Origin of the sequence: Actinomadura sp. 21ATH (assembly GCF_041951345.1) — a bacterium.
In the GTDB taxonomy this organism is placed as follows: domain Bacteria; phylum Actinomycetota; class Actinomycetes; order Streptosporangiales; family Streptosporangiaceae; genus Spirillospora.
Window position 1 is genome coordinate 192104 of the sequence record NZ_JBGNUR010000006.1, and the last position, 21932, is coordinate 214035.

A 21932-nucleotide genomic window follows, 5' to 3' on the forward strand; every position below is an offset into this window, starting at 1 on the left:
TGTCGCGGTTCGTACGGCGTAAATTCAGGCGAGAGCGTCCAGTTCGGCCACTTCCTCCGCGGTCAGCGAGATCCCGGCCGCCGCGTTGTTCTCGTCCAGATGCGCCACCTGGGACGTGCCCGGAATGGGCAGCATGACCGGCGACCTGTGCAGCAGCCAGGCCAGCGCCAGCTGCGCCGGCGTCGCCTCGTGCCGCTCCGCCGCCGCGGCCAGCACGCTCCCCGGACCCGCCAGCTTCCCGGTCGCGAGCGGGAACCACGGGATGAACGCGATCCCCTCGCCCTCGCACACCTCCAGCAGCTCCTGCGACTTGCGGTAGGTCAGGTTGTACAGGTTCTGGACCGAGACGATCTCGACGATCTCGCGGGCCGCCGCGAGCTCGGCCACCGACACCTCCGACAGCCCGATGTGCCGGATCTTGCCCTCGTCCCGCATCTCCTTCAGCAGCCCGACCTGCTCCTCCAGCGGCACCTGCGGATCGATCCGGTGCAGCTGGTACAGGTCGATCCGCTCCAGCCTCAGCCGCCGCAGGCTCATCTCGACGCACTGCCGCAGGTACTCCGGCCGGCCCAGCGGCGGCCACACGTTCGGCCCCGGCCGCGTCAGCCCGCCCTTGGTCGCGATCACCAGATCCGCCGGGTACGGATGCAGCGCCTCCGCGATCAGCTCCTCGCTGACGAACGGCCCGTACGAGTCGGCCGTGTCGATCAGGTTGACGCCCGACTCCACCGCCCGGCGCAGCACCCGGACGCACTCGTCCCGGTCCGCCGGCTCGCCCCACACGCCGGGCCCGGTGAGCTGCATCGCCCCGTACCCGAGCCGGTGCACCGGCAGATCCGTGCCGATCGCGAACGTCCCGCTCGCGGCCACCGTGCTCCCACTGGTCTCACTCATGCTCACGTCACTTCCCTCCTGAACCCCATTGGACCAGGAAAGGATCAACGTTCGCCGCGCCGCCCGCCCGCGAGCACCCGCCCACCACGCGGCGCCACTTCCGCCGCCCCGTCCTGGCCGGAACCGGACGGCCTCACAGCCCCGCCCGCCACAGCAGCAGGATCACCGACGACAGCACCAGCCCGGCCGCCCCCAACGGCACCTGCCCCATCGTGATCAGCGCCGTGCAGCCCGCCGCCGTCAGCGCCGCGACCAGCACCATCGCCCGCCCGCCCCCACCGGCGTCCGGCGCCCCGCACTCCAGCTCGCGCTCCCAGAGGCCGAAGTCATCCTCGGTGCCCATGGCCGGATTATCCGGCCGCCCGCCGCGCCCCGCGAGAACCCCCACCGCCACACCCGGCACACCACCGCCGGAACGCCCACCGAGTTGGACGATCGGTCCGATACCCCCGACTGGGGTGCGGACCGTCCGGGAACGGTTGCTAGGCTGCGGAGAGCCTGGGGGAAGCACCAATCGATCCGAACACCCTCAGGCTTGGCTTCATAGTCGAGGTGAAGGGGTCCCCACCGTGAAGAAGCTGCTCGTTCTCGCTGTTGTCGCTCTCGGTGGCTTCGTGGTCTGGCGTCGGCTGCAGCAGGACCGCGCCGAGCTCGACCTGTGGACCGAGGCGACGTCCACCGACTGAAGACCGCGCCGCGTTCCCGAAAGCCCGGCCGCAACACGACAGGCCCGGCCCCGGGCGAGCGCGACATCGCTTCGCGATCCGTCCGGGGAGGCTCGCCTCCGGCCCCGCCTCCCCGGACAGGCAACGCTCGCGCAGCCGATCGACATACCTGGCCGCCCGGGCTGACATCGCCGTGCCCGGACGCGTTCCCCGCACGTTGCGATAGCCTCTGAAGCGACTCGGGGTCATAGCTCAGTTGGTAGAGCGCCGCCCTTGCAAGGCGGAGGTCTGGGGTTCGACTCCCCATGGCTCCACTCGAGTTTTCTTTTTTGCCCTTGGCGTCGGGCGTTGGACGCCCTCCTTCGGCGGGCAAAAGCGGCGATCGCTGCATCGCTCCGACTCGCCCAGGGGCTCGCTGCGCGATCAGGACCTCGCTCGCGCTCGGTCCTGCCTTCGGACGCGATCGCAACGCCTCGGGGGCGTGACCGCCTCAGGCGGCCCTCAGGTCGTTCTCCATTGGCGGGAGTAGGCGGAGGGGGTCGTCTTCATAGTTCGGGTGAAGTGGTGGCGGAAGGTCGCGGGGGTGGCGAAGCCGACCTGCGCTCCGACCTTCTCGATGGGGAGGGCGCCGGACTCCAGCAGGGGGAGGCTCGCCATGACGCGCTGGTGGATGACCCAGCGGAGCGGGCTCGTGCCGGTCTGGTGGTTGAAGCGGCGGATGAACGTCCGGGGGGACAGGGCGGCCTGGCGGGCCAGGTCGGCGACCGTGACGGGGGCCGCCAGGTTGGCCAGGGCCCAGGCGATGCTGCGGGCTATGGGGTCGTCGGCGGCGGGTTCGGAGACCGCGGCGGAGACGAACTGGGCCTGGCCGCCCTCGCGGTGCGGGGGGACGACCAGGCGGCGGGCGACGGTGTTGGCGACGCGGGCGCCGTGGTCCCTGCGGACCAGGTGCAGGCACAATTCCAGGCCGGCAGCGCTGCCCGCGCCGGTGAGGACGTCGTCGCCGTCCACGTACAGGACGTCGGGGGTCACGCGGATCCGCGGGTAGCGGGCCTGGAGGACGCCCGCGTGGCGCCAGTGGGTGGTTGCCTCGCGGCCGTCCAGGAGGCCCGCGGCGGCCAGGGCGAAGGCGCCCGAGCAGATCGAGACGATGCGGGAGCCGCGGGCGCGGGCGCGGTGCAGGGCCTCGATGACGGGCGCGGGTACGTCGCCGTGGACGTCCGGTACGGCGACGACCATGACGGTGTCGGCGGACGCGAAGTCGTCCAGGTCGTGGCCGGTGCTCAGGGTGAAGCCGCCGACGGCGCGCATCGGGCCGCGTTCCAGGGAGCAGACGCGCAGGTCGTACCAGGGGACGTCCAGTTCGGGGCGGGGGAGGCCGAAGACCTCGACGACCGATCCCAGCTCGAACGGGGACATGCCGTCGAACGCCAGGACGGACACCGTGTGCATGGCGGGATCTTAGCGATATGCGGCGTTCATGCCGCTGTTGTGCCTGGTGGGCGGGCCGTCATGATTCTTCCTATGAACAGTGCGGTTGCTTACTTCTCGGGTCGGCTGGCGTTCGAGACGGACGTCGCGGACGTCGCGCGGGGGATCGACGGTGTCGTGGTGGACGCGCGGAACGCGGAGAGCTGGCGGCAGGGTCACGTGCCGGGGGCGGTCCACCTGCCGACCGCGGAGATCGCGGAACGGGCCGCCGAGGTCGTCGGGCGCGACGTCGAGGTGGTCGTCTACTGCTGGGGGCCGGGGTGCAACGGCGCGACCAAGGCGGCGCTGGAGTTCGCGCGGCTCGGGTACGCGGTCAAGGAGATGATCGGCGGGTTCGAGTACTGGGCGCGGGAGGGGTACCCGGTCGAGGTGGACGGCGTCGTGGAGCGGCGCTCCCCCGACCCGCTGACCGCTCCGGTCTCGGGCGTCGCGTGCGCCTGTTGAGGTGATGCTGGTCACGCGAGGGAGGTGGGAGAAAGGGGCGATGAAGGCGTTAAACGGTTTACATGCCGGGGCTCGGGCATAAGCAGGGGCGTCGCCGACGTTAGACTGACCGAATCACTCTTCGACGCCGTACGCGTCAGGCTCGTCCTTGCAGCCCACCGATCTGATCGTGGTGCCTCCCGAGACGTGCCCCCCTCTCGGAAGGTAATGCGTGTCATCTGTGCCTGCTGGTAACACCCTGTCCGTGCCGACGTTCGCCGAGCTCGGACTCCCCCAGGCCCTCGTCGCGGCGCTGTCGCGGCAGGGCATCGAAGCACCGTTCCCGATCCAGGCCGCGGCCATCCCGGACATCATGGCCGGACGGGACGTCCTGGGCCGCGGCAAGACCGGGTCCGGTAAGACGCTGGCCTTCGGGCTGCCGATGCTGGCCCGGCTGTCCGGCCGGCGCGCCGCGTCCAAGCGCCCGCTCGGGCTGATCCTCGTCCCGACCCGCGAGCTGGCCCAGCAGGTCCAGACCAACCTGGAGCCGCTCGGCCGGGCGCTGGGCCTGCACTTCAAGACCGTCATCGGGCAGACCTCGATGTACAAGCAGATCGACGCGCTGCGCCGCGGCGTCGAGATCCTCGTCGCCACGCCCGGGCGGCTCAAGGACCTGATGCGCCAGGGCGCCTGCGACCTCTCGGACGTCGAGATCGCCGTCCTGGACGAGGCGGACCACATGGCCGACATGGGGTTCCTGCCGGACGTGACCGACATCCTCGACCAGGCCCGGCCGGACGGGCAGCGGCTGCTGTTCTCGGCGACGCTGGACAAGGACGTCGACGTCCTGGTGAAGCGGTACCTGAACGACCCCGTCACGCACGCGATCGGCCCGGTCGACGAGCCGGTCGCCACGATGGACCACCACCTGCTGCTGGTCGCGCCCAAGGAGAAGGGCGCGGTCACCGCCGAGATCGCCAACCGCGAGGGCCGGACGATCCTGTTCGCCCGGACCAAGCACGGCGTCGACCGGCTGGCCAAGCAGCTCACCGAGGTCGGCGTGCGCGCCGCGGGCCTGCACGGCGGCAAGAGCCAGGGGCTGCGGACGCGGACGCTCGCCGAGTTCCGCGAGGGCTCGATCAGCGTGCTGGTCGCCACCGACGTCGCCGCCCGCGGCATCCACGTCGACGACGTCAGCCTGGTCATGCACGTGGACCCGCCGGCCGACCACAAGGACTACATGCACCGGGCCGGCCGTACGGCGCGGGCCGGCGAGCGCGGCACCGTCGTGACGCTGGTGCTGCCGCACCAGGTGCGCTCGACGTCCGCGATGACCCGCCGGGCCGGTATCAACGCGCCGCGCACCCGGGTCGCGGTCGGCGACGCGGAGCTGGTGAAGCTGACCGGCGCCCGCACCCCGTCCGGCATCCCGATCGAGGAGCCGATCATCCCCGAGCGGCCGCGCCGCGAGAACGGCCGCGGCGGGCGTCCGGGCGGTGGCCGGCGCGGCGGCGGCCGCGGCTTCAACGGCCGCGGGCCCCGCTCGTTCGACCGCCAGAACGGCGACGGCGGCCGGGCCCCGCGCCGCGAGGACGGCGACGGCTCGTACGCCCCGCGGCGTGAGGGCGGCGGCCACGGCGGCGAGCGGCGCGGTTCCGGGTACGGCGAGCGGCACGGCGGCACGCCGCACGGCAACCGCCGGAGCGGCCCGTACAACGGCGGCGGCAAGCGCCAGGGCGGCGGCGACCGCCGCGCGGCCCGCTACAACTGATCTGAGGAAAGGCCCCCGTCCGTCCGGGCGGGGGCCTTTTCAGCCCGCTTCCTCGCGGAGCTTGTCCTGGAGGATCTGCAGGCCCTCCAGCCCGTCCACCGACAGGGCGGCCAGCTCGTCGAGCGACATCAGCGGGGCGGTGCGCAGCGGCGGCTGCCAGCCCTCGTCCGCGTCGTACGTGCGGAGCACCTTGGCGGGCACGCCGCCGATCACCGAGTGGTCGGGGAACTCGCCGCGGACGACCGCGCCGCCCGCCACCGCGACGTTCCGGCCGAGCCTGGTGCCCGGCAGGATGATCGCGCCGGTGCCGATCCAGCAGCCGTCCCCGATCACCACCGGGTTGTTCTCCGGCCACTGCCGCCCGATCGGCATGTCGGTGTCGCCGTACGTGTGGTTCTGGTCGGTGATGTAGACGTTCGGGCCGGTGAAGACGTCGTCGCCGATCTCGATCGACTGGTGGCCGACGATGTGCGTGCCGCGGCCCATCGAGCAGCTCTTCCCGATCTTCACGATGACGTTCGGGCCGAGGTCCAGGCCCGGGACGAAACCGGCGGAGATCGTGCAGTGCGTCCCGACCAGCGTGTGCGCGCCGATGGAGATCCACGGCTCGTTGTAGATCGCTCCCACCGGGAAGCCGATGCAGGCGCCCTCGCCCAGGTGCGCGAACCGGCGCCGCCCGGGCGTCTGCGGAGTGATCTCGCCCTGCCGCTGGAGCCACTCCCATCCGCGGTGTACGGCCGTGTGCAGGAAACGGCGGACAGGACCGGTCATAGGCGACATGGCGTAACCGTACCGGGTGGTAGGGCATGTGAAAGGCCCGGCACCCGGGCCGGGCCTTCCACGCACAAAAGGCGGCTACGGCGTGCGCACCTCCGCGCGCTCCGTATCCGTCACGTCATGCGACGACCGCGCGTTGCCGCGCCGTGTCAGCAGCGCACCGGCCAGTCCGACCGCCATGACGCCGGCGAGCGCCGTCATGGCGAAGTTCCGGCCCTGCTTCTCGGGCTGGGGCGGCTCGACCCGGCGGGCGGCGTCCGACAGCATCGAACCCATCCGCGGCCCCAGCTCGCCTTCCACGTACCGGGACGCCTGGTGCAGCCGGGGCGCGCCCCAGCCGCGGGCCATCAGCATGCGCTCGGCGGCCAGGTCGCGGGTGCGCTGCGCCGCCGGGCCGATCCGCTCGGCCGCGCCGGACGCGCCCTGGCGGCACGCCGTCTGAACACGGCTCATCCGCGAGAGAGCCTCTTCTCGCGGCTTCCGGCGGATACTCATCGTTAGGGACACGCTAACCTCCCTGTTTGCGAGGTCCTGCCCAGCAGCCTTCCCGAGGTGCGCGGGGTAAACCACGTGTGATCATGCACTGCCGACGTCAACCGAGGAGGCGGCCCACCGTGGCTGAAGAACTCTTTGCGACCCTGAACACCAACCACGGCAAGATCGTCGTACAGCTCTACCCGGACAAGACCCCGGTCACCGTCGAGAACTTCGTCGGCCTCGCCGAGGGCACCCGCCCGTGGACGCACCCGGCCACCGGCGAGAAGAAGCAGGAGCCGCTCTACAACGGGACCATCTTCCACCGGGTCATCGACCAGTTCATGATCCAGGGCGGCGACCCGCTCGGCCGCGGCACCGGCGGCCCCGGCTACGAGTTCCAGGACGAGTTCCACCCCGACCTGAAGTTCGACCGCCCGTACCTGCTGGCCATGGCCAACGCCGGCCCCGGCACCAACGGCTCGCAGTTCTTCATCACGACGAACGTCGCCAACACGCGCCACCTCACCAACCGGCACACCATCTTCGGCAAGGTGATCGAGGGCACCAACGTGGTGGACGCGATCTCCAACGTGGAGAAGGGCGCGAACGACCGCCCGGTCAACGATGTCGTCATCGAAACGGTGACGATCGAGCGCCGCCAGTCGTAGTACTACATAGGAGAGGAAAACCGCCAGGCCGACGGAGAGCCGCCGCATGAGCACAGACCCCGAAACCCAGGTGCCGACCTGCTACCGGCATCCGGGCAGGGAGACCTACGTCCGCTGCACCCGATGCGACCGCTACATCTGCCCGGAGTGCATGCGGGACGCGGCGGTCGGGCACCAGTGCCCCGAGTGCGTGGCGGAGGGCAACAAGAACGTCCGCGAGGCCCGCACGGTCCTCGGCGGCCGCGTCACGTCCGGCCGCCCCACCGTGACGTACGGCCTGATCGGCATCTGCGTCGCGGTGTACCTGGCCGAGCTGGCGTCCACCGAGGTCGTCCGCGACTTCATGATGGTGGGCCTCGGGCTCGGCCGCGGGGGCGCGCTGATCGGCGTGGCCGAGGGACAGTGGTACCGCCTGTTCACGTCCATGTTCCTGCACCAGCCGCCGAGCGGCGGCTCCTTCGGCATCACCCACATCCTGTTCAACATGTGGGCCCTGTGGGCGATCGGCCCGGCGCTGGAACAGGCGCTGGGCCGCTGGCGGTTCCTCGCCCTCTACGTCCTGTCGGGCCTGGGCGGCTCGGTGCTGCTCTACCTGGTCGAGCCACTCAGCGGCGCGGTCGGCGCGTCCGGGGCCATCTTCGGCCTCTTCGGAGCGTTCTTCATCATCGGCCGCAAGCTGGGCGGCCAGGTGGGCCCGATCGTCTTCCTGCTGGTGATCAACCTGATCATCACGTTCGCGGTGCCCGGCATCTCCTGGCAGGGCCACATCGGCGGCCTGGTGGTGGGAGCCGCCCTGGCCGTCGCGTACGCCTACGCGCCGAGGAACCGCCGCGAGCTCACGGCCGTCCTGGCCTCGGCCGCGATGCTCGCGCTGCTGATCGTCCTGGTCGTCGTCAAGACCGCCGAGGTGACCGCGGCCACCACCTGAGCCCCGTCCACAGCCTGTGGACGACTTTGGTGGATTGCCCGGTCCAAAAAGGGGTACGCGCGCAGCGTTCGAGACCACCCCGGGCGGCCCGCCGAGGTGGTCTCGATTCCAGGCGCTCGGCTAACGCCACCTGGTCGAAAGGATGACGCCCAGGATGATGGCGGTGAAGCCGATGCCGAGGTTCCAGTTGCCGAGGTCGCTCATCCACGGGACGTCGGTGCCGGTGCTGGCGGTCACGTAGAAGGTCGCGATCCAGGCCAGGCCGAGGAGCCAGAGGACGCACATCGTGGGGACCAGCCAGCGCGGGCTGACCTGCGGTGCCGTGGACTTCTGCGGCGGCGTGTAGACGGCCTTCTTGCGCACTTTGGACTTGGCCACGTTGCTTCGGTCTCCTTGGGCGGCCGGAGTGCCGGTCCGCGCATGGGTGGTTTGTCGGCTAGCGTAGTCGCTGGTGAGCAGCGTACGGCGTTCGGCGTGGGGAAGCATCATCCCAGCCCTCACGCTTCTCGCGGGAACGTTGTTCGCGGCGAGCGCGAGCACGGCCCGCGGGACGGACCTGCGCGAGGACGGGCGGACCCGGCTCACCGAGCTGATCGGCGCCGAGCAGCGCCGCGCGCGCGGCACACGGGCAGACTACCGGCGGCTGCGCGCCGAGGTCGACGCGCTGTCGCGGCGGGCGGGCCGCCACGACGCGCGGGTGAAGGAGGCGCGGGCGCGGGCGGACGCGCTGGCGGCACGGTCCGGGTTCGCGCCGATGGCGGGTCCCGGCGTGCGGGTGACGCTGGACGACGCGGTGCTGCGGCCGCAGGGCGTCCGGGCGGACGACCTGGTGGTGCACGAGGTGGACGTGCAGGCGGTGGTGAACGCGCTGTGGGCGGGCGGCGCGACCGGCATGCAGATCATGGACCAGCGGGTGATCTCGACCAGCGCGGTACGGTGCGTGGGCAATACGCTGATCTTGCAGGGGGTCGTCTACTCGCCGCCGTTCAAGATCACCGCCGTCGGGGATCCGGAGCGGTTGCGGGACGCGCTGGGCGCCTCCCCGGAGATCACGGTCTACCGGAGGTACGTGCGGGAGTACGGGCTCGGCTACAAGGTGCGGGACGTGCCCCGGGCGGCGCTTCCGGCGTACACCGGGAACGTGGCGATGAAGCACGCGACGGTGCCGGACGAGGGCGACTGACGACGAGGGCGACCGACAGGGAGGACGCGCGGTGCGGGTGCTCATCCGCGGCCTGGGCGAGCTGTGCATCACGGCCGGGCTGGTGCTGCTCCTGTTCGTCACGTACGGGCTGTGGGGCACCGGCCGGTACACGCGGGCGCAGCAGGACGAGCTGGGGAAGGACCTCCAGGCGTCCTGGTCGTCGAAGGTGACGCGGGAGAGGGTGGCGCTGGGCGCGGGCATGGCGCTGATCAGGATCCCGCGGTTCGGGAAGAAGTACCGTTTCGTGGTGGTCGAGGGCGTCACCCAGAAGCATCTGCGCAAGGGGCCGGGACACTACCCGGGCAGCGCGATGCCGGGCGAGGTCGGCAACTTCGTCGTGTCGGGGCACCGGACGACGTACTCGGCGCCGTTCAACCGGATCGGCGAGCTGCGCAAGGGCGACCGGATCCTGATCGACACCCGGGAGAAGCAGTTCGTCTACCGCGTGACCGGGAGCAGGGGCGTCGAGCCGACGGCAGTCGAGGTGACGGCGCCGGTGCCGATGCGGCCCAAGGCGAAGCCGGACGAACCGCTGATCACCCTCACCACCTGCCATCCGAAGTACTCCGCCGCCGAACGGCTGATCGTCTTCGGTGAGCTGGCGGAGACGGTCCCCCGGGCCGGCTCGGCCGTCCGCTAGGAGGTTTCCGTGTACGCGTGGATCTGGCGCCGGCTGCCCGGCGACTGGAAGGTCAAGACCGCGGTGGCCGCCGCGCTCGTCCTGGTCGTGGTGCTCGTCCTCTGGTACGGCGTGTTCCCGTGGCTGGAGCCGAAGATGCGGTTCGACCACGGCGTCGTCGACTCGCCCGCGCCCGACCCGGCGCCCGGTGGCGGGTCCGGAAGCGGCTGACCGTGCGCGTCCTGGTCGTGGACAACCACGACAGCTTCGTCTTCACGATCGTCCAGTACCTGCGGGGGCTGGGCGCGGACTGCCTGGTCAGGGACCGGTCGGACGTCGTCCCGGCCGATGCCGCCGGGATGGCCGGCATCCTGGTCAGCCCGGGCCCCGGGCATCCGGCGGCCGCGGGGGTCTGCCTGGACCTCGTCCGGCACGCGGCGGTGCCCGTGCTCGGCGTCTGCCTCGGCCACCAGGTCATCGCCGCGGTGTACGGGGCGACGGTGGCCCGCGCGCCGGAGATCGTGCACGGTTCGACGAGCCGGATCCACCATGACGGCCGCGGCGTCTTCGCGGGGCTGCCCGAGCCGTTCACGGCGACGCGGTACCACTCGCTGGCGGTGGTGCCGGAGACCGTGCCGGCCGAACTGGAGATCACGGCCCGTACCGCCGGCGGGGTGGTGATGGGGCTGCGGCACCGCGCCCGGCCGCTGGAGGGGGTCCAGTTCCATCCCGAGTCGGTGCTGTCGGAGCACGGCCACGCGCTGCTCCGGAACTGGCTCGCGACCTGCGCATCCGCGGGACGGCCGGGGCCGCCGCGAGCCGTTCGCCGGGCGGCCGCGAAAAAAATCGGTGGAACACGTAACACTTCCGGCTCATGATCCGAAGTCCATGGTGAGGGCTTCCGCCATTGCCCCCGAGTGGCGGAAGCCCTCACTTCATGCCCGGAGAAGGTCCGGAGAGAGTCCGGGAGACGTGAACGGGCCCCGGCTCTCCTGCCGAGAGCCGGGGCCCGTTCGTCGTTCCGCCGCGTTCCGCCGGATCAGCCGTCGCCGGGACGCGGGATGTTCGGGATCTCCGGCCCGGACGGCGTCGGCTCCGGCTCCTCCGCGATCTGGATGGTGATCGTGTCACCGGGCGCCACGGTCGCGTCCGGACCGGGCGACTGGGCGAACACCTGGCCGGGCGACACCTGCCGGTCGGGCGGTGCCACGCCCTTCTCGGCCTTGCACTTGAGCCCCAGCTGGTTGAGCTGCTGGCAGGCCGAACGCTGGCTGGTGTTGAACAGGTCGGGCACCTTGATGTTGCTCGGGCCGAGCGACACCACGACGGTCACGTTCGAACCCTTGGCGATCTTCTGGCCGGCGCCCGGGCTGCTGCGGATGACGTTGTTGCGCGGCACCTCGTCATCGGTCTGCGTGTCGCGCCGCACGTCGAAGCCCCTGGCCTCCAGGAGCTGCTTGGCCACGACGTACGGCTTGCCGGCCACGTCGGGGACCTCGACCAGCGCCGGCGGCTTCTTGCCCTTGGACACCACGAGCTTGACCGTGCTGCCCTTCACCACGCTGGTGCCGGGGGCCGGGTCGGTGCTGATGACGTGGTCCTTCCTGACCTCGTCGTTCCAGTCCTCGGAGACCTCGCCGACCTCCAGCCCGGCCTTCTGCAGCGCGGCGCGGGCGTCGGTCTGCGAGGAGTTCACGATCGTGGCGGGCACGGCGACCTTCTCCTCGCCGCCGCCGCCCGACATCGCCCAGCCGATCAGGCCGGCGCCGCCGATGAACAGCACGGCCAGCGCCACCCAGAGCGCGGCCTTCTTGCCGCCGCCGCCGCGGCGGTCGTCCATCCGCTCGTCGTAGTGGACGGGCGGCAGGTCGTAGCCGTTGCCCATGGGCCGCTGCACCTGGGTGCGGGCCGGTCCGCCGCCCGGCACGGCGCCCATCACCTGGGTGCCCTGCGGCTGCGCGCCCATCATCATCGTCGAGGCCGCGGTGGACGCCACCGGCTGGCCCTGCAGGACGCGCTGGATCTCCTGCCGGAACTCGGTGGCGTTCTGGTAGCGGTGGTCGGCGTCCTTCGCCATCGCCTTGAGGACGATCGCGTCGGCCCACTGCGGGATCTCCGGGTCCACCTGGGACGGCGGGACCGGCTCCTCCCGCACGTGCTGGTAGGCGATCGCCACCGGGGAGTCGCCGGTGAACGGCGGCTGGCCGGTGAGCAGCTCGTACAGCACGCAGCCGGTGGAGTAGATGTCGCTGCGGAAGTCGACCCGCTCGCCGCGGGCCTGCTCCGGGGAGAGGTACTGGGCGGTCCCGATCACCTGCGCGGTCTGCGTCATCGTGGACGCGGAATCGGCCATCGCGCGGGCGATGCCGAAGTCCATGACCTTGACCTCGTGGTTGCGGGTCAGCATCACGTTGGCCGGCTTGATGTCGCGGTGCACGATGCCGCCGCGGTGGCTGTAGTCCAGCGCGCGCAGGATCCCGTCGGTGATCTCCAGGGCCTTGTCCGGCATCAGCGCGCGGTTCTCCCGGAGGAGGTCGCGCAGCGTGCTGCCGTCCACGTACTCCATGACGATGTACGGGATGGGGGTGTCGCCCACGACGTCCTCGCCGGTGTCGTACACGGCGATGACGGAGGGGTGGTTCAGCGAGGCCGCGGACTGCGCCTCCCGCCGGAACCGGGCCTGGAACGTCGGGTCGCGCGCCAGGTCGGAACGCAGGGTCTTGACCGCGACCACTCGATCGAGGCGCAGGTCTCGGGCACGGTAGACCTCGGCCATGCCGCCGCGCCCGATGACGACATCGAGCTCGTAGCGGCCGCCGAGCAGCCGAGGTTGACTCATATGTGCACTTTCCCTTGTACCTCTACACCTTGTCCTCTGAACCTAGTTCCCCGCTATCGGTGGGCGAGGGATCCGAGGTCGGAGTTGACGGAGTCGTGGTGCTCCCCGTCGGGCTCGGTGTTGGATCTGGGGCGCTGGGGGTCGCCCTGGGCGGTTTCCTGGTTGGCTTGTGTGAAGGGGACGCACGGGGATACCGGGGCGTTGACGAGCGGGGGTCGCGGGTTGGAGAGGGCCTGGTGGTCTCCTGGCCGGGGCGCTCGATCTCGTAGAGCCGGGTCGCCCCGTCGTCCGGGAGCCGCCGGGCGGGGTCGCCCTCGCCCGGTTGTACGGCCGGGAGCCTCTCCTGGTTCTCCCGGAGGGGTTCGGTGGTGCCGATGCCCCGCCACATTGTGCCCACCACGATGACGCCGAGCAACAGTGTCCCGGCGGCCACCGAAGTGTAGGCGAGTGCCGAGCGCCGTCGCGCGGTCACTTTCCCGGAGGCGAGGCTATCCGGCCTGTCTCCCCCGTCAAATTCCGACAAATCCCCCGAGGTGGTCGGAGTGCCGTCCATCCCCCGCCGCCCGGCGGCCGCGGGCATCCGCACCGTCCCGGCCGTGGCCGACACTTCATGCCGTACCGGACCCGGATTCTCGATCACGTCCTCGGCGCGAGCGGCCCGATCGGCGGCCGGGCTCGCCGGCGGGGTCCGGACGGGAACGGCCGGGGCCGGCGGGGCGGCGGCGACGGCCGGCCGGTGCGGGTAAAGGCCGGGACCCGGGCCGTGGCCGGGGCCGGGGCCGCCGGTCCAGCGGCGCAGCCCGGGACCGACGATCCCGGCGCGCTCGCGGATGGCCAGGGCGCGGTCGGCGGTCGCGTCGGCGCCGCCGGGACGGTCGCCGGGCAGCTTGCCGAGCAGCTCGTACACCAGGTCGCGGACCGGGGCCGGAACGCGCCCGGGCAGCGCGGGCGGGGCCTCGCGCACGTGGCGGAGCGCCACCGCGACGGGCGTGTCGCCGTCGAACGGGACGTGCCCGGTCAGGCACTCGTACGCGACCACGCCCAGCGAGTAGAGGTCGGCGGACGGGGTGAGCTCCTGCCCGGACGCCTGCTCGGGCGAGATGTAGTAGGCGGTGCCCATGACCATGCCGGTCTGGGTCTGCGAGACCGCGTCGCGCAGCCGCCGGGCGATTCCGAAATCGGTGATCTTGACGGTGCCGCCGCCGGTGACCATCAGGTTGGCGGGCTTGATGTCGCGGTGCACGATCCCCGCGTCGTGCGCGGCGGCCAGCGCCCGGCCGGCCTGGGCGAGCAGGTCCAGCACCGCCGCCGGCGGCAGCGCCCCGGCCCGGGCGATGACCTCCGCCAGCGGCTCGCCCTCGACCAGCTCCATGACCAGGTACGAGCGGCCGTCCTGGACGCCGACGTCGTACACCTGCGCGATGCCGTCGTGCTTGAGCGCGGCCGCGAACTGCGCCTCGGCCCGGAACCGCGCGCAGGCCGAGGCGTCCGAAACGAGTTCGGGCCGCAGCAGCTTGACCGCCACGGCCCGGGCCAGCGCCTGGTCGGCCGCTCTCCAGACCTCGCCCATCCCGCCGGTGGCCAGCCGTTCCACCAGCCGGTACCGGTCGTTCAGGACGAGGTCATGGCTCACTTGCGCAGCACCGCCTGCATGATCGCGCCCGCGACCGGGCCGGCGGCCTCGCCGCCGCTGCCGGTGCCCTCGGTGACGACGGCGAAGGCGTACTTCGGCTTGTCCATCGGGGCGAAGCCCATGAACCAGCGGGCGTTGGGGTTGCCGGGGCCCTGCTCGGCGGTGCCGGTCTTGCCGGCGATGTTGAACTGGGCCAGGTTCTTGGCGGTGCCCTCGGTGACGACGGCGCGCATCATGTCGGCCAGCTGGTCGGCGTGGTCGTTGCTGAGCGGCTGGGAGTACTGCTTGGGCTCGGCGTTGTACAGCTCGCTCTGGTCCTTGGCGCGGACCTTCTCCACCAGGTACGGCGTCATGATCTTGCCGTCGTTGGCCACGGCCTGGGCGACCATCGCCATCTGCAGCGGGGTGGCGCGGACGTTCTCCTGGCCGATGCCGGAGCGGGCGGTGCCGTCCTTGCCGGTCTGGATGGTCTCGCCGGTCTTCGGGTCCTTGATCGACACCGGGACGTCGCTCTCGGCGGCGAACAGGTCGGGCTCGATCTCCACCCGCTTGTTGAAGCCGAACTTGCTCGCGCCCTGGTTGAGCCGCTCGATCGACATCTGCATCGCCAGCTCGGCGAACGTGGTGTTGCAGGACTCGGCGAACGCGCCGCGCAGGGTGGCGCGGCCGGCGCACTGGCCGGTGTCGTGCGAGTTGGGCAGCGGCCGGTTGGACTCCGGCAGGACCAGCTGGCCGGTGTTGACGATGCTGGAGCTGTTGAGGTTCATCTGCTCCATCGCGATGGCCGCGGTGACCGTCTTGAACGTGGAGCCGGGCGGGAACGTCTGGCTCATCGCGTTGTCGATCAGCGGCTTGATCACGCCGGGCTGGTTCTCCAGCTGCTCCAGCCGCTTGCCGCCCTTGAGACCGGTCTGCGGCGCGATCTCGTTGGGGTTGAACGAGGGGAAGGACGCCAGCACCACGATCGCGCCGGTCTCGATGTCGACCACCGCCGCGCCGGCGCGCCGGGACGTGCTGGACTTGAGGCGGCTGTAGGCCAGCGACTGGGCCTGCGGGTTCAGTGCCAGCTCGACGTCGGCGCCCTCGGCCTTCTTGCCGATGAAGGTGTCGAACCAGCGCTGCTGGGTGATCCGCTTGTCCTTGCCGCCCAGCAGCGAGTTGTAGGACATCTCGACCTTGGACGCGCCGCCGTTGAAGAACCCGGTGGCCGGGGAGAAGATCAGCCCGTCCTTGTAGGTGCGGCCGTACTTGGGGTTGTCCTTGCCGGTCAGGTCCGACTTGGCCAGCACCTGCCCGCCCGCGATGATCTGCCCGCGCGGCGAGTTGAAGACGTCGGCGTACTGCCGGCGGTTGTTCTTGTCGGTCCGCAGCGCCTCCGCCTGGCTGCCCTGCACGTAGTTCACCTGGGCCATCAGCCCGAAGAACAGCAGCAGCGCGAAGATCGCGACCCGGCGCACCGGCTTGTCCATGTTCATGGTGTATCGCCCCCCTCAGCGCCCGTGGTCATCGGTCGGCATCGCATCGGCTCGTCATCGCCCCGTCACCGCAGGCTCACGACCTGCGTCATGCCCTCGTCCTGGATCGCCTGCGGCGCGGGCTTGCGCGCGTCGTGGCTCATCCGCACCAGGATCGCGATCAGGATCCAGTTCGCCATCATCGACGAGCCGCCCTGGGACAGGAACGGCGTCGTCAGTCCCGTCAGCGGGATCAGCTTGGTGACACCTCCGACGATGACGAACACCTGGAGTGCCAGGACGAACGACACGCCACCCGCGAAGAGTTTCAGGAACGGATCTCGCGCGGCGACCGCCGTCTTCATCCCCCGCTGCACGATCAGGGCGTATATCAGCAGCAGCGCCATCAGGCCGGTGAGCCCGAGCTCCTCACCCATCGAGTCGAAGATGAAGTCGCTGAACGACAGCGGGATCTTCCACGGCTCGCCCTGGCCGAGCCCGGTGCCGAGCACGCCGCCCTGGCCGAGCGCGAACAGGCCGTGCATCAGCTGCGCGCTGTCGGAGTAGTCGCCGCCCAGCTCGGCGCACGCGGCCAGCCCGGGGGACTCGCTGCCCTGCGCCTGGAACCGCTTGAAGATCTCGGTGTCGGGGTTGACCGGGACGACCCGGCCGCTCTCCAGCATGCAGCCGCCGTCGAAGTACGGCGTCGGGTTCTGCCAGATGCTGATCCGCTGGTTGACGTGGCCCATGAACGGCAGCAGCGTGGCGATGAAGATGCCGACCGCCAGCAGCCCGACGCCGATGACCACCCAGGACACCCGCTGCGTGGCGATGTAGAGCATCGACACGAACAGGCCGAAGTACAGCAGCGCGGTGCCGAGGTCCTTCTGGATGAACAGGACGCCCAGGCAGAAGATCCAGATCACCATGATCGGACCCAGGTCGCGGGCCCGCGGCAGGCTGATCGGGCCGATCTTCTTGCCGATCAGCGACATCGCCTGCCGCTTGTTGACCAGGTAGCCGGCGAAGAACACGACCAGCAGCAGCTTGGCGAACTCGCCCGGCTGCACCGAGAACCCGGCGATGTTGATCCACACCCGGGCGCCGTTGATCTGCTGCCCGATGCCCGGCACGATCGGCAGCAGCAGCAGCACGATCGCGGACAGCCCGATCAGGTACGTGTAGCGCTGAGCGGTCTTGGGCGTGAACGACAGCGGGGCGTCGGTCTTGTCGGTGTCCCGCATGATCAGCACCGCGATCACGAACAGCGCGATCCCGACGAACGTCCACATCAGCTGGGACGGCGCGTCCGCGGCGTCCTTGGCGACCGTTCCCTCCACCAGCGCCGTCTGCTTGTCGGCGCTGGTGTCGAGGTCGAGCCGGTAGATCATCGCCAGCCCGATGCCGTTCAGCGCGACCGCGAGCGGCAGGAGGAGCGGATCGGCGTACGGGGCGAACTTCGCCTGCACGAAGTACGCGCCGAACGCCAGCACGGCCAGGGCGCCGCCGTACCCGAACAGGCCGGCCGGGATGCGGCCGTCACGGGCCAGGCCGACCTCCGCGAACGCCGACAGCGTCAGCACCATCGCGAAGACCAGCAGGACCAGCGAGGCCGCGTTGCGCCGCTGGAACGGCACCTGGGCCCGGATCTGCTCCCCGATCGAACTCACTTACGATCGCCCCCCAGCGGATGGGCAGTCCTGGATGCTCGGCCGGTCGGACTTGCAGTCGTCCCGCCGTTCGGTGAGCTTGGTGATCTCGGCGTCCGCCGCGGCCCGGCCGATGAACGCGCGCTTGCCCGCCTGGATCGCGGCCGCGTCGCCGTCGGGCAGCTCGCTCATCGCCAGCCCGCTGTCCTTGACCTTGGTCTCGCCGCACTCCTGCCGGCCCTTGCCCTTGACGACGACGACCTTGCCGCGCTCCGGGGTGAGGGTGTACCTGCAGACGATCCGCGTCAGCTCCCGGATCTTGGCCGGCTTGTCCACGGTGTAGGTGGCCTTGACCTCCTGCTGCTTCGTCTCCGGCAGGTCGGCCACCGCGATCGGCGGGTTCAGCTGGTCCTTGGCGGGGGCCTTCTCCGACATGTCGAGCAGCGGCAGCTCCTGCGTCGTGCCCTTGAACAGGACGACCTGGCCGCCCTGCTCGCCGACGTAGTAGCCGCTCTTCATGCTCTGCACCGCGAAGACGCCCGCGGCGGCCACGCCGACCACCATCACGCCCGCCACACCGATCAGCCACGCCCACCTGCGCGCGCCGCCGCCGCGCACCGGGGCGGGCGCGGGCTGGGCCATCGCGCCCGGCTGCGGCGGCGCCTGGCGCGGGTCGTTCATCGGGTACGGCTGCGCCTGCTGGGGCGGCGGCATCTCGTCCACCACCACCGGCGGCTGCGGCATCGTGTCGCGCAGCTGCGCGGCACGGCCGGCCGGGGTGTCGGCCGCCGCGGCGCCGGGCCCCCCGCCGGGCCCGCCCGGGCCGTCGGCCGGACGCGCGTTCGCCGCCGCCCCCACGGCCGTTCCGGGGGACGACGGCGGCGGCTGCTGGCCCAGCTCGACCACGTCGGCCACGACACAGGTGATGTTGTCGGGGCCGCCGCCGCGGTTGGCCAGGTCGATCAGCTGCCGGACGGCCTGCTCGGGGTCGTCGATGTCGGTCAGCACCTGGAAGATCGTCTCAGCGGTGACCACCCCGGACAGGCCGTCCGAGCACAGCAGGTAGCGGTCGCCGACCTTCGCCTCGCGCAGCGACAGGTCCGGATCGACCTCGCCCCGCCCGTCCAGCGCGCGCAGCAGCAGCGAGCGCTGCGGGTGCGAGGCCGCCTCGTCCGGGCTGATCCGCCCCTCGTCCACCAGCGACTGCACCAGCGTGTGGTCGTGGGTGATCTGGAAGAGGCTGCCGTCGCGCAGCAGATAGGCGCGCGAGTCCCCGATGTGCACCAGCGCGATCTGGTTGCCCGCCCACAGCATCGCGGTGAGCGTCGTCCCCATGCCCTGCAGCGCCGGATCCGACTCCACGATCCGGTGCAGGTTGTCGTTGGCCGCCTTGACCGTGTGCTCCAGCGCGGCCAGCAGTTCGGGGGCGGGGAGGTCCTTGTCGAGCTTGCGCAGCTCGGAGATCGCCGCGGCGCTGGCGATCTCGCCGCCGACGTGGCCGCCCATCCCGTCGGCCACCGCGAGCAGGTGCGCGCCCGCGTACGCCGAGTCCTCGTTTCCCTCGCGCAGCATGCCGACGTCGGAGCGCGCGGCGTAGCGGATTCCCAGAGTCATTTGCGCAGCTCGATCACGGTCTTGCCGATACGGACCGGCACGCCCGGGGGCACCGGCATGGGGCGGGACACCTTGGTACGGCCCAGGTAGGTCCCGTTGGTCGAGCCGAGGTCTTCCACGATCCACTGACCGTCCTGCGCGAAGATACGGGCATGGCGGCTCGAAGCGTAGTCGTCGGTCACCACCAGCGTGGAGTCATTCGCCCGACCCACGGTGATCGGGACCCCGGTGAGGTCGATGACGGTGCCCGCCCGTTCTCCCTGGACGACCACCAGCTTGGTCGGGGCGCTGCGCTGCGGAGCCCGCTGCGCCTTGGGCTGTCTGCCCGCTTTAGGGGGCTTCGGCTGGGCCGCCCGGCCGGCGGCCTTCGAGCCGAACAGATCGGCCCGGATCACGCCGACGGCCGCGATGACGAAGAGCCAGAGCACCGCGAGGAACGCCAGCTTGATCAGCGTGAGGGTGAATGGGGACATCGGAGTCGGGGTTACTCCCTATCGCGGCGGAACACGAGTGTCGTCCGGCCCATCGTGACGCGGGAACCGTCGACGAGCGTGACCCGCCTGATCGGCTGACCGTTCACGAAGGAGCCGTTGGTCGACCCTAGATCGACGAGAGCGATTTCGGGACCTTCTACACGGATCTCGGCATGATGCCGGGAGACGCCCGGGTCGACAAGCCGCAGGTCGCAGTCCGTCCCCCGGCCCAGCAGCGTCACCGGCGTATTGATCTCGTACGTGCGCTGGGTGGCGTCGCCGCCCTCCACCGCCGTCGTGACCAGCAGCCGCGGATGGCCCCCGAACACGCCGCCCCGGCTCTGCGGGACGTCGCTGACCGGCTGGCGGATCTCGCCGCCCTCGACCGTCGAACCGCGGATGACGCCGGACCGGATGCGGAACATGCCCGTGGCCAGATCGCCGGCGTTCTCGAAACGGACACGCACCGGCCCGACGAAGGAGTACCCCTGTTCCTTCGCGTACTCCCGCGCGAGATTCGCCAGCTCCTGGCTCAGGCTGTCGGCGTACACCTGCAGCCGCTGCCCGTCCTGCTGGGAGATCTCGACGACGAAGTCGTTCGGCACCAGGGTGCGTCCCTGTGCCACGATCGCGGCCCGGTCATCCATCTCGCGCTGCACAGCACTGGCCACCTCGACCGGCTGCAGCTCCGACTTGAAGGCCCGGGCGAAGGCTCCTTCGACCATGCCTTCGAGCCGTCGCTCGAAGCGCTGAATGACGCCCACGGGCACCTCCCTTCCCCACTGGTAGACGATCGTATCGGTGCGAAGGTTCGTACGGAGTATCTGGCTACCTAACCACTCCTCAGACCGTGCTAGCCTTTTCGAGCACCCGGAAACGGGGCGCTACCCGGGCGGGTGGCGGAACGGCAGACGCGCACGGTTCAGGTCCGTGTGTCCGAAAGGACGTGAGGGTTCAAATCCCTCCTCGCCCACGATGGGGTACCGACGCAAGTCCTCCCCTAACAGTGACGGAACAGGCCCCCCAGCGACAAGCTGGGGGGCCTGTCCGCTTTGTCGAGGTCCCCGGTTGCTCAGACGGCCGGGGCGACGGTGAAGTTCCCGTGGAACACGTTGTCGGGGTCGTAGGCCCGCTTCACCTGCCGTAGCCGTTCCAGCGTGGCGGGCGGGAACGCGCGGGTGAGCGCCGCGTCCTGGTCGTGGGTCTCGAAGCTGAGGTAGACGGCGTCGTCGCCGACCTCGTCCCACGCCCGCGCCGCCTCGGCCGCGCGGTCGCCCGATCGCGGCCGGATCACCGCCGACAGCGCGAAGGCGCGGTCGCGGTGGGCGAACGCCGTCTCGCCGGCGGGGGTGTCCGCGACGGCGCCGTCCATCGAACGGACCTGGGCGAGGCCGGTGTGCCCGTCGTCGAACATCGCGGCCAGCGCCTTGGCGGTGCGGTCGTCGAGGTGCGGGACGAGCGCGGACCGCGAGCGCAGCTCGCCGTCCTGCCCGACTCCGGCGGGCAGCTCGATCGGGTGGACCTCCTGGAACTGGCCTTCGCGGATCCTCCAGTCGACGGGGTTCACGCCCGCGGCCCGTACGGCGATGCGCACCTGGCCGGGGCCCGCATGGGGCTCTTCCGCGTCCACGAGGCGCAGGACCTCCGGACCGCCGAACTCGGCGAAGCTCACTCTCTTCATGCGGCGACCGTAACACTAACGGTTAGTTTTTTGAAACTGATACGTTCTCATATCTGGTAGCGTTGGCTCATGACCGTGCCGTCCGGGCGCCGCGAGCGCAAGAAGGCCGCGACCCGCCAGAAGATCGCCGACACCGCGCTGCGGCTCTTCCTGGAACGCGGGTACGACGCGGTGGGGATCCGTGACGTGGCCGCCGAGGCCGACGTGGCCGTCACCACGCTCTTCTCCCACTTCGCCTCGAAGGAGGCCCTGGTCTTCGAGCAGGACGACGACTTCGAGCAGCGCCTCGCGCGGGCGGTCACCGGCCGTGCGCCGGACGAGCCGCTCATCCCCGTGCTGCGCCGGGAGGTCCTGGACCTGGTGCGGCACTGCACGGCCGAGGGCGCCGCGCCGGTCTGGCGCCTGATCGACGGGTCGCCGGCGCTGCGGCAGTACGAGGAGTCGATGCGGCTGCGCCACGCGCGGTCGCTGGCGACGGCCATCGCCGCCGAACCCGGCTCGTCCCGGACCGCCACGGCCTGCCGGACGATCGCGCGGTTCGTGGTCGACGCCTATTCGCTGGCCCGCGAGTCGGCCGACCCGGAGGCCGCGCTGGACGAGATCTTCCCGATGATCGAAGCGGCCTGGGACGCCGCCTGCCCGTCCACACGTGCGTAGAGAACGCGGGGAACG

24 protein-coding genes, 2 tRNA genes and 1 pseudogene are annotated in these 21932 nt (G+C 71.1%); 12 read left to right on the top strand and 15 right to left on the bottom strand.

The window, feature by feature from the left end; translation table 11 throughout:
* Nucleotides 1-24: 24 nt before the first annotated feature.
* Complete coding sequence (locus ACA361_RS20365) at nucleotides 25-894, bottom strand: aldo/keto reductase (RefSeq protein ID WP_375013880.1); 870 nt, start codon at nucleotides 892-894, stop codon at nucleotides 25-27.
* 133 nt (nucleotides 895-1027) lie between these two features.
* Nucleotides 1028-1237 (bottom strand): hypothetical protein, encoded by a 210-nt coding sequence (locus ACA361_RS20370; RefSeq protein WP_375013881.1) that lies wholly within the window; start codon nucleotides 1235-1237, stop codon nucleotides 1028-1030.
* Nucleotides 1238-1463: 226 nt separating this feature from the next.
* Here ACA361_RS20370 and ACA361_RS20375 point away from each other — a divergent pair, with 226 nt between their 5' ends.
* Nucleotides 1464-1580 carry a DLW-39 family protein gene (locus ACA361_RS20375; RefSeq protein WP_366618562.1) on the top strand — a complete coding sequence of 39 codons (117 nt, stop codon included), beginning with the start codon at nucleotides 1464-1466 and terminating at the stop codon, nucleotides 1578-1580.
* Nucleotides 1581-1800: 220 nt separating this feature from the next.
* A tRNA-Ala gene (locus ACA361_RS20380) sits at nucleotides 1801-1873 on the top strand.
* A gap of 187 nt (nucleotides 1874-2060) precedes the next feature.
* Here the strand turns inward: ACA361_RS20380 and ACA361_RS20385 are convergent.
* A complete protein-coding gene (locus ACA361_RS20385) occupies nucleotides 2061-3011 on the bottom strand; it encodes a helix-turn-helix domain-containing protein (RefSeq protein ID WP_375013882.1) in 951 nt (316 codons plus the stop codon).
* Nucleotides 3012-3083: 72 nt separating this feature from the next.
* On the opposite strand from ACA361_RS20385, the gene ACA361_RS20390 reads away from it, so the two are divergent.
* Both ACA361_RS20390 and ACA361_RS20395 read left to right on the top strand, forming a co-directional pair.
* Nucleotides 3084-3494, top strand: a complete 411-nt coding sequence (locus tag ACA361_RS20390) for a rhodanese-like domain-containing protein (protein ID WP_375013884.1) — start codon at nucleotides 3084-3086, stop codon at nucleotides 3492-3494.
* 244 nt (nucleotides 3495-3738) lie between these two features.
* Entirely contained in the window at nucleotides 3739-5244 is a 1506-nt protein-coding gene (locus ACA361_RS20395) for a DEAD/DEAH box helicase (RefSeq protein ID WP_375013886.1), read from the top strand.
* A 39-nt stretch (nucleotides 5245-5283) separates the two neighbouring features.
* Here ACA361_RS20395 and ACA361_RS20400 read toward each other — a convergent pair whose 3' ends face one another.
* Both ACA361_RS20400 and ACA361_RS20405 read right to left on the bottom strand, forming a co-directional pair.
* Nucleotides 5284-6015: an acyltransferase gene (locus ACA361_RS20400; protein ID WP_375013888.1), complete on the bottom strand. Its 732-nt coding sequence runs from the start codon at nucleotides 6013-6015 to the stop codon at nucleotides 5284-5286.
* Nucleotides 6016-6099: 84 nt separating this feature from the next.
* Nucleotides 6100-6474, bottom strand: coding sequence for a hypothetical protein (locus ACA361_RS20405; protein WP_375013890.1), 375 nt, complete (start codon nucleotides 6472-6474; stop codon nucleotides 6100-6102).
* Between the two features lie 161 nt (nucleotides 6475-6635).
* Between ACA361_RS20405 and ACA361_RS20410 the strand changes: the two genes are divergently transcribed.
* Complete coding sequence (locus ACA361_RS20410) at nucleotides 6636-7166, top strand: peptidylprolyl isomerase (RefSeq protein ID WP_375013892.1); 531 nt, start codon at nucleotides 6636-6638, stop codon at nucleotides 7164-7166.
* Nucleotides 7167-7212: 46 nt separating this feature from the next.
* Nucleotides 7213-8094 carry a rhomboid family intramembrane serine protease gene (locus tag ACA361_RS20415; protein ID WP_375013893.1) on the top strand — a complete coding sequence of 294 codons (882 nt, stop codon included), beginning with the start codon at nucleotides 7213-7215 and terminating at the stop codon, nucleotides 8092-8094.
* Between the two features lie 120 nt (nucleotides 8095-8214).
* On the opposite strand, the gene ACA361_RS20420 is transcribed toward ACA361_RS20415, so the two are convergent.
* Nucleotides 8215-8472 (bottom strand): cell division protein CrgA, encoded by a 258-nt coding sequence (locus tag ACA361_RS20420; RefSeq protein ID WP_375013895.1) that lies wholly within the window; start codon nucleotides 8470-8472, stop codon nucleotides 8215-8217.
* Nucleotides 8473-8545: 73 nt separating this feature from the next.
* Here ACA361_RS20420 and ACA361_RS20425 point away from each other — a divergent pair, with 73 nt between their 5' ends.
* Genes ACA361_RS20425 through ACA361_RS20440 form a run of 4 tightly spaced genes read left to right on the top strand, consistent with a single transcriptional unit; the run spans nucleotide 8546 to nucleotide 10795 of the window.
* Nucleotides 8546-9277 carry a DUF881 domain-containing protein gene (locus ACA361_RS20425; RefSeq protein ID WP_375013897.1) on the top strand — a complete coding sequence of 244 codons (732 nt, stop codon included), beginning with the start codon at nucleotides 8546-8548 and terminating at the stop codon, nucleotides 9275-9277.
* A 31-nt stretch (nucleotides 9278-9308) separates the two neighbouring features.
* Nucleotides 9309-9938, top strand: coding sequence for a class E sortase (locus tag ACA361_RS20430; protein WP_375013898.1), 630 nt, complete (start codon nucleotides 9309-9311; stop codon nucleotides 9936-9938).
* A 9-nt stretch (nucleotides 9939-9947) separates the two neighbouring features.
* On the top strand, nucleotides 9948-10148 hold the full coding sequence (locus ACA361_RS20435; protein ID WP_375013899.1) for a hypothetical protein: 201 nt from the start codon (nucleotides 9948-9950) through the stop codon (nucleotides 10146-10148).
* Nucleotides 10145-10795, top strand: a complete 651-nt coding sequence (locus tag ACA361_RS20440) for an anthranilate synthase component II (RefSeq protein ID WP_375014235.1) — start codon at nucleotides 10145-10147, stop codon at nucleotides 10793-10795. The genes ACA361_RS20435 and ACA361_RS20440 overlap by 4 nt, the downstream gene beginning before the upstream one ends.
* A gap of 161 nt (nucleotides 10796-10956) precedes the next feature.
* Here ACA361_RS20440 and pknB read toward each other — a convergent pair whose 3' ends face one another.
* The 7 genes from pknB to ACA361_RS20475 form a co-directional block, all read right to left on the bottom strand.
* On the bottom strand, nucleotides 10957-12756 hold the full coding sequence (gene pknB / locus ACA361_RS20445) for a Stk1 family PASTA domain-containing Ser/Thr kinase (protein ID WP_375013901.1): 1800 nt from the start codon (nucleotides 12754-12756) through the stop codon (nucleotides 10957-10959).
* Nucleotides 12757-12778: 22 nt separating this feature from the next.
* Nucleotides 12779-14389 carry a serine/threonine-protein kinase gene (locus tag ACA361_RS20450; RefSeq protein ID WP_375013902.1) on the bottom strand — a complete coding sequence of 537 codons (1611 nt, stop codon included), beginning with the start codon at nucleotides 14387-14389 and terminating at the stop codon, nucleotides 12779-12781.
* A complete protein-coding gene (locus tag ACA361_RS20455; RefSeq protein WP_375013904.1) occupies nucleotides 14386-15858 on the bottom strand; it encodes a peptidoglycan D,D-transpeptidase FtsI family protein in 1473 nt (490 codons plus the stop codon). The genes ACA361_RS20450 and ACA361_RS20455 overlap by 4 nt, the downstream gene beginning before the upstream one ends.
* A gap of 71 nt (nucleotides 15859-15929) precedes the next feature.
* Nucleotides 15930-17513 (bottom strand): FtsW/RodA/SpoVE family cell cycle protein, encoded by a 1584-nt coding sequence (locus tag ACA361_RS20460; protein WP_375013906.1) that lies wholly within the window; start codon nucleotides 17511-17513, stop codon nucleotides 15930-15932.
* The gene (locus ACA361_RS20465) at nucleotides 17514-19106 is read right to left on the bottom strand and encodes a Stp1/IreP family PP2C-type Ser/Thr phosphatase (protein WP_375013908.1); all 1593 of its coding nucleotides are present in this window, start codon (nucleotides 19104-19106) and stop codon (nucleotides 17514-17516) included. It lies immediately after the preceding gene.
* Nucleotides 19103-19579 carry an FHA domain-containing protein gene (locus ACA361_RS20470; RefSeq protein WP_366618526.1) on the bottom strand — a complete coding sequence of 159 codons (477 nt, stop codon included), beginning with the start codon at nucleotides 19577-19579 and terminating at the stop codon, nucleotides 19103-19105. Before ACA361_RS20470 ends, ACA361_RS20465 begins: the two co-directional genes overlap by 4 nt.
* 11 nt (nucleotides 19580-19590) lie before the next feature.
* Nucleotides 19591-20343 carry a DUF3662 and FHA domain-containing protein gene (locus ACA361_RS20475; protein ID WP_366618524.1) on the bottom strand — a complete coding sequence of 251 codons (753 nt, stop codon included), beginning with the start codon at nucleotides 20341-20343 and terminating at the stop codon, nucleotides 19591-19593.
* A gap of 126 nt (nucleotides 20344-20469) precedes the next feature.
* Between ACA361_RS20475 and ACA361_RS20480 the strand changes: the two genes are divergently transcribed.
* Nucleotides 20470-20552, top strand: a tRNA-Leu gene (locus ACA361_RS20480).
* A 99-nt stretch (nucleotides 20553-20651) separates the two neighbouring features.
* Here ACA361_RS20480 and ACA361_RS20485 read toward each other — a convergent pair.
* Nucleotides 20652-20993, bottom strand: a complete 342-nt coding sequence (locus ACA361_RS20485; protein WP_375014237.1) for a BBE domain-containing protein — start codon at nucleotides 20991-20993, stop codon at nucleotides 20652-20654.
* A gap of 69 nt (nucleotides 20994-21062) precedes the next feature.
* Nucleotides 21063-21260: pseudogene (locus tag ACA361_RS20490) on the bottom strand (alcohol dehydrogenase catalytic domain-containing protein); the annotation flags it as partial.
* Nucleotides 21261-21329: 69 nt separating this feature from the next.
* Here ACA361_RS20490 and ACA361_RS20495 point away from each other — a divergent pair.
* Nucleotides 21330-21917 (top strand): TetR/AcrR family transcriptional regulator, encoded by a 588-nt coding sequence (locus tag ACA361_RS20495; protein WP_375013910.1) that lies wholly within the window; start codon nucleotides 21330-21332, stop codon nucleotides 21915-21917.
* Nucleotides 21918-21932: the final 15 nt, after the last annotated feature.

What these genes read in the sequence shown, in the direction of transcription:
- ACA361_RS20365 (WP_375013880.1), bottom strand. Translation starts at nt 894, where the DNA reads ATGAGTGAGACCAGTGGGAGCACGGTGGCCGCGAGCGGGACGTTCGCG.
- ACA361_RS20370 (WP_375013881.1), bottom strand. Translation starts at nt 1,237, where the DNA reads ATGGGCACCGAGGATGACTTCGGCCTCTGGGAGCGCGAGCTGGAGTGC.
- ACA361_RS20385 (WP_375013882.1), bottom strand. Translation starts at nt 3,011, where the DNA reads ATGCACACGGTGTCCGTCCTGGCGTTCGACGGCATGTCCCCGTTCGAG.
- ACA361_RS20390 (WP_375013884.1), top strand. Translation starts at nt 3,084, where the DNA reads ATGAACAGTGCGGTTGCTTACTTCTCGGGTCGGCTGGCGTTCGAGACG.
- ACA361_RS20400 (WP_375013888.1), bottom strand. Translation starts at nt 6,015, where the DNA reads ATGACCGGTCCTGTCCGCCGTTTCCTGCACACGGCCGTACACCGCGGA.
- ACA361_RS20405 (WP_375013890.1), bottom strand. Translation starts at nt 6,474, where the DNA reads ATGAGCCGTGTTCAGACGGCGTGCCGCCAGGGCGCGTCCGGCGCGGCC.
- ACA361_RS20415 (WP_375013893.1), top strand. Translation starts at nt 7,213, where the DNA reads ATGAGCACAGACCCCGAAACCCAGGTGCCGACCTGCTACCGGCATCCG.
- pknB (WP_375013901.1), bottom strand. Translation starts at nt 12,756, where the DNA reads ATGAGTCAACCTCGGCTGCTCGGCGGCCGCTACGAGCTCGATGTCGTC.
- ACA361_RS20455 (WP_375013904.1), bottom strand. Translation starts at nt 15,858, where the DNA reads ATGGACAAGCCGGTGCGCCGGGTCGCGATCTTCGCGCTGCTGCTGTTC.
- ACA361_RS20465 (WP_375013908.1), bottom strand. Translation starts at nt 19,106, where the DNA reads ATGACTCTGGGAATCCGCTACGCCGCGCGCTCCGACGTCGGCATGCTG.
- ACA361_RS20470 (WP_366618526.1), bottom strand. Translation starts at nt 19,579, where the DNA reads ATGTCCCCATTCACCCTCACGCTGATCAAGCTGGCGTTCCTCGCGGTG.
- ACA361_RS20485 (WP_375014237.1), bottom strand. Translation starts at nt 20,993, where the DNA reads ATGTTCGACGACGGGCACACCGGCCTCGCCCAGGTCCGTTCGATGGAC.
- ACA361_RS20495 (WP_375013910.1), top strand. Translation starts at nt 21,330, where the DNA reads ATGACCGTGCCGTCCGGGCGCCGCGAGCGCAAGAAGGCCGCGACCCGC.